Below are 6078 nucleotides of genomic sequence, written 5' to 3'. Positions count from 1 at the left end.
GGGTGAGGCGGCGCGGCTGCGCCCAGGCCGCTCGCAGCAAGGGGCGCTGCGCCACCTCGGTTGCCTGCCAGGTGGCGCTGCCGCCGGCCGCCGAACGCACCTCGACCGCCGTGACGGACGCCGGCAAGGTCAGCGACCAGCGGCCGTTCGTGACCGCTACGCTCTCCTGGTTCACCGTCACCGCCCGCACCGTGTCGCCGGCCCGGCATACCGTGCCGCCGGTATCGATGACCGTATCCGGACAGGCGGTGGCAAAGCCGCTGACGGTCACGCCGCTGGCCGCGCGCGTGACGCCGTCGATGCCGATCGTGTCCGGAAAGCGTACGCCGTCCGCCTTCTTCGCCCATGGCGCCACACGGAAGATGCCCCAGGCGCCGCCCTGGAACATGTTTGCGGTCCAGGCGCGGTACAGATAATCGCCCGGCACGCCGAAGCGGCCGCCGGCCGGCGTCGACCCGCGCGTATCGGCCAGCACGATGTCGTAGGCGCTGGTGGCGCCGTAGCCGGTCAGCGTGCCGGCGCTGGCCGACTGCGGGTTATAGCCGATGCGAGTCGATTGCTCGAGGTATGGCGATTCCTGCCACAGGTGGCCGGTCAGCTCCCACGTGACCTGATTATCGCCATCACCGCCTGGCATCAACAACCGCCAGCGCACCGGCATGCGCGCCGGCGCACGGAAGATAGGCGTCTGTGGGTCTGCGCCGACCAATTGGTTGGCGGTGGTGGCCGTTGCGTCGACGTTGTTCATGGCCAGCTCCGCAATGTTCTGCAAGTCGTCCTGGCCCAGGTTGGTCCAATCGCGTGGGCGGTGCTCACCCAGCGCGCCGTCCAGCAGCTTCCCGAAGCGCAGCCAGGCCGGCTCGGAGCGGTAATTGAAACCGGCCAGCGGATTGCCGGTCTGCCACCAGGAGTTGTTATTGGTGAGCATGTTGGCGTCGTTCTGGTACATGACGACGAATTCGCGGAACACCTGGTCGCCATGCCAGACAGTGGCTGATGTCGGCGATTGCGGATCGGCAGTCCAGCGCGCGCCGGCCGGTTCAATCACCAGCGCGCCGAACAGGCCGCGATACACCTGCATCAGCGGATCGGCCGGGAGCAGGTTGACTGCACCGAATTCGACCGGAGTAGCCTTGCCGCTGACCGGATCGATCTTGCCGGCGTACCACCAGTACTCGGTCTTGCCCCGCGGCGGCGCGGTCTGCACCGGGTTGGCGCCGATGTTGGCGCCGTCGCTATGGCTGGTGTCGTAGGCCAGCAGCTGCGCGTGCAGGCCGACGTGGGGCGACGATGCGATCCTGATGTTGTCGTACGGCGTCGCATACGTCAGGCCGAAGCGCGAGGCGGCCTCCTCATGGCCGAAGACCGGCTCATTGCCGCGCAAATCGTTGATCAGGGTGACGTGTATCCAGTCGCCCGCATTCGCCCGCAGCACCAACGGTTCGACATGCGGCTGGGGCACATGGCGCTGGCCCCTGGGCACCGCCACGTATACCAGCGCCAGCGGATCTTCCAGCGGATGCGCAGTGTCGCTGCGCCCGCCAAGCAGGTTCACGCCCCGGCGGTTGTAACGCAAGGCGCCCCCGGTTGCCTGCTGCACCGTCATCGCATGCACTTCGTATTCCCGGATACACGGCAAGTGGCGCGCGCAATCGCTGTTCATGCCTGGTGGCGGCCCGTAGGCCGGTGCGCGAGCAGCGGCCGGCGGCGTGATCGCGGCCACGCTGGCGGGACGCTGGTCCGCACGCCAGGCGCGCAGCAGGCCCCAGGCGCCATTGGCCAAGCCCTCGTACGAGGCGCTGGGGTTGTACAGGTAGTCGGTCGAGGCACGGCTGTTCAGGCGCGGCAGCGTGAACAGCATCTCGTAATGTTCGGACAGCACCATGAACTGGGTCGACCGGTAGCCGGAATCGGGCACATAAGGTTCGGCCAGCCAGTTCACACCGTGCATGGTGAAATCGTGCATCGAGGTGTGCGCCCCGACCAGCAGGCGCATCTGCACCTTGTCGCCCTCGACACCATGCAGCAGCGGCGTGTACGGATCGGTGGCGCCCATGTCCTGCGCGATCGGCTGCCGTGGGAAGGTGAGGCAGCCGGCGCCACTGCAATCCGGGTTAATGGACGCGCCTCCCACCGGCTGGCGCGAGAAGGCCGGATCGCGCCGCTCGATCGAGCGGAACGCCGAGGCCAGATCGTTCGCATCCGGCGCGGCGTTCGGGTTGATTGAGGTGACTTGCTTGTTCACGCGCAGCGGCAGCGGCTCGCCCCGGTAATTCATCGAGATGATCCCGGCGCCGAAATCGGACACCAGCAGGGGTTGCGGCGGACATGGCGCCTTGCCGTACAAATTATTCACCAGCGACTGCGCCTTCTGTTCCTCGGGCTGGGGCGGACAGTTCAGGCAGTTCAGTACGCTGCGCGCATCGGCCCAGCCGAAATAACCCGCGCCCGGCGCCGGATCGACGCAATCGAAATGCGGCTTGCCTTGCTTGACGACCTTGCCATCCGGCGCCTTGTAGCTGTAGCAGTCAGGCTTGCTGCGGCTGCGCTGGTCGTAGGCGTGCTGGGTGTCGCCCCAGGCGAGCGCGAACTCGCGGTAGTTATCGCCCTGCTTGTGCGGCGCATTGAACAGGATGTTGGCAGCATAGCCGGTCGGTCCGCCGTCGCCGCGGCGGCCGTACACGGTCTTGCCGTCCGGCGAAGTCCAGCGCGTGTCGGCCGGTTCGATCAGCAGGCCGCCATACAGGCCGGCCATCTGGTGCGTCGACGGACCAAAGTGGTCGTGGGTGAACACCGTCATGTAGGTACGGTCGTCGGGGCCCACCGCCGACGGCTTCGCCATCAACGGGTCCAGCCACCAGCGCTGCACCGTGGCCTGCGCCCCCACCCAGGCCTTGCTGCCGGGCGCCGGACCTTCTCCCAGTTCGGCGATCGCCTTCGGATGCAATATGCGCTTCTTCCCGGTCAGGTCCCGCAGCCCGCCGTTACCGTTGATCCCTTCGATCCGCTCGCGCACCTCTTCCGGGCTGAAGGTGCCGTCCTCGTAGTTGTAGCCGTTGGCGCCGCCGTCGGAAGCCATCACGTCGAACTTGACCAGGTGGATGTGCTGGCCAAGGATGTCGGTGGGCGTGCGCACCTGGAAGTCGTCCAATTCATAATAGGCCGGCACCAGATTGGTGTGCCAGTACTCGACCACGTCGTTGTTGGCGGCCCTGAAGAACAACGGCTCCGGCGGCTTGCGCCCCTCCACATAATCCTTGACGTCGCCCCACAGCGACATGATGCGCTGCTGCGGGTAATGCCAGCCGGCCTTGTTGAACACCGCATCGAGCTGCAGGTTGACGCCTTTGTAGCGCCGCACTGGATTGCCGACCGCCCGGCCGTCGACCACGGCCGGATCGGCAAACGGCGCGCCGGGCTGGGGCCCGCGCGGCAAGCCATTGACCTTGAATGGGGCGGCCACGCCATCCGGCGTATAGCTGGCGTGGCGCGGCTGGCTGAAGTAGTCCATCGCCTTGCGTTCCTCCCGCGTGCCCTGTTCCGGCAGCTGAAACGCGTCGATGGACTGCAGATCCTTGGACCAGTCCAGCGCCGTGTGCTGTTCGTTGGCGATCTTGGCGCCGACGATCAGGTGGCGCGGCAGGCCGCCATCGAGCACTTCCCTGGTGTCGGGGTCGACGGCGAAGTCCAGCGGCGGATGCGGCGCGCGGTGGCCGGCCACACCTGGCACGAAGAAGGGGAAGCCGGGGTGGCCTTCGCCCGTGACCTGGACCTGTCCCTCAACAATCTGCACCTTCGCCGGCAGTGGCGCCATCGCGTACTGCGGCAGTGGCACCACGGCCGGAATCGGCGTGCCGGCGGCGATCTCGCCGTCGGGCAAGGCGCGCGATCCCTTCTGCGGCCGGCCGGCGCCGTCGAGCACCGTGCCGCCTTCAAACACGTCGTGCACGCGGTACAGCGCCCACATGCCGGCGGCGAAGTGCGGATAGAAGTGACAATGGAAGATCGAATCGCCAGTGGTCAGGTTGCGGTTGCCCGCGCCGCCGAACACCAATTCGGCCGTGAACGAACCGCCGGGGCCGACCGCCTGGGAATCGAGATAGTTACTCTGATCGCTATTGGGCGTGCGCAGCCATTGGTGCGCATGGTGGTGGTGCAGATGGTGCACGGCCGCGCCCGCATGCAGCACGCGAAAGCGCACGTGGTCACCCAAGTAAGCGTGATAGACATTGGACGGGTCGTCCGGATAAAAAGCCTTGGTGGCCTTCTTGCCGGTCCTGGGCTGGCATGGATTGGCCGGATTGAAGTGGAGAGGATCCTGTTCCAGCGCCAGCGTGTAGCGCTGCAGTTCGGCCACGCTGCAGCCGGCATTGGCGGGCACGTCGACGATCAGCGCCGGATCGCCGATCGCCCACGAGCTGAGGAAGAATTCCTCGAATTTGCATTCGGGGCAGCCGGCAGCCGGGCCGACGCCGATGCGATTGGCCAGCACTTCCGGCGCGATGCCACCGATGCCGTAGTTAATGGCGAAACTGTCGGCGCCGGCGTCGACGCGCGGCGTCTGGCTGTTGACCGCGCTCATAAAGTACGGGAAGGCTTGCACCACATCCTGGGACTCGTGGTAGACCACGGACACTTCGCGGAACGGCAGGTCTCGCTCCGGCAGCATGGGATTGGCGCCCGGCCCGCCCGGCAGCTTGCCGCGGCCCGGACCAGTGATGTTGGCCGTCAGGTCGGTATGGACGATGTTGCCGCGCGAATCCAGCATGCGCAGGATGGGCATACCGGCACGCGCATGGCCGGATGGATAGACGGCATCGTAATCGATGCGCGGATGGCCGTCCGGCAGCAAGCCGCTCGTGGCCAGGCGCAGATCGTCCTGCGTTACCTGGCTGCGATACCACTCGGCGCCGCGCGGCTCCACATTGACCACGCCGAAGAGCCCCGTTGACACCTGCATGGGGTCGAAGTTGTTGTACTGCGCTGCCGAGCTGTACAGCAGGCTGCTGCCCTCCTCCTGCGCATATAGCAGGTAGACGATGGTCTTGCCGGGAGCGACGATGCCGCTCTTCTGTCCGGCCGGTCCGGTGGAATTCTGGCCGACCCAGTTGCCGTCACTGGCGATCACATCCACCACCTGCATGCCCGTGACGTGAATGGATGCATGGCGCGTAACCGGCTGCATCGGATCCTTCTGGCGCGGATCGAGCAGATTGGTGAAAGTGATTTCCAGACAGCTGCCGGCGTTCACGCGCAGTACCATCGGACGCGGACGTTTGTCGGGTCGCAGGGTCACGCGGCCCGGATTCAAGGCCCTGGTGTCGGGGTCAACGGATACGACGTCACTGCGCAGCGCATAGATTTCGCCGTTAGTGCGCGTGGCGCCAAGCCGATTGACCTGAAAGGCATGATCGAGCGCGACGACGTCGGCCTTGATCACGCGGTCACAGCCGGGGACCGCTGCGGCCCAAGCAGGAGTGCAAATTAACAAGCTGGCGCAAAAGGCCAGCACATCGAAGGAAAATTTAAGCTTCATGCCACTCACTCCACGGTGAATGCTGCAATTAAGCTAATTTCCACTTCATCTTAGTACGTGAACAATTGGCAATTCTATTCAATTGCCATAAATTCAATTTATTTTTGTCAACGGCAGGGCTGACAGGGGTTTTGTGTGGTAAATCAGCACACCGGCCGGAAGGGATTTATTGCACAAAACCACAAGCTCTTGCCCAGATGGATTTGTGGCGTCGCTACCGCAGGATCGGTACATCGCCGGTCGAGGTGAAGGGGCGAACGCAAAACCAAACGGGCCCCGTCAAAGGGGCCCGTTTTCGGATGAATCTGGAGGCGAGGACGGGAATCGAACCCGTCTAGACGGCTTTGCAGGCCGCTGCATAACCTCTTTGCTACCTCGCCAGAGGAAATCTTAGTGCAGGATTGATGGCCAAGTTTGTGTCGAGTCAATCATCCTACATCAATAAAAAAGAGGACAGCCTCCCCTTTTAAGCATTCTGGAGCGGGAAAAGGGTCTCGAACCCTCGACCTCAACCTTGGCAAGGTTGCGCTCTACCAACTGAG

At 64.8% G+C, this 6078-nt stretch carries 1 protein-coding gene and 1 tRNA gene; both read right to left on the bottom strand.

The genetic code is table 11. From position 1 onward, the window contains the following. Nucleotides 1–5536: hypothetical protein (locus tag E4O92_RS14720; protein ID WP_135190492.1), on the bottom strand; the 5536-nt coding region annotated here is incomplete at its 3' end. A gap of 306 nt (nucleotides 5537–5842) precedes the next feature. Continuing rightward, nucleotides 5843–5916 (bottom strand) — tRNA-Cys (locus tag E4O92_RS14715). Nucleotides 5917–6078 lie beyond the last annotated feature (162 nt).

The organism is Massilia horti (assembly GCF_004614195.1).
Lineage (GTDB): Bacteria > Pseudomonadota > Gammaproteobacteria > Burkholderiales > Burkholderiaceae_D > Telluria > Telluria horti.
This window is presented reverse-complemented; position numbering and strand designations above follow the sequence as displayed.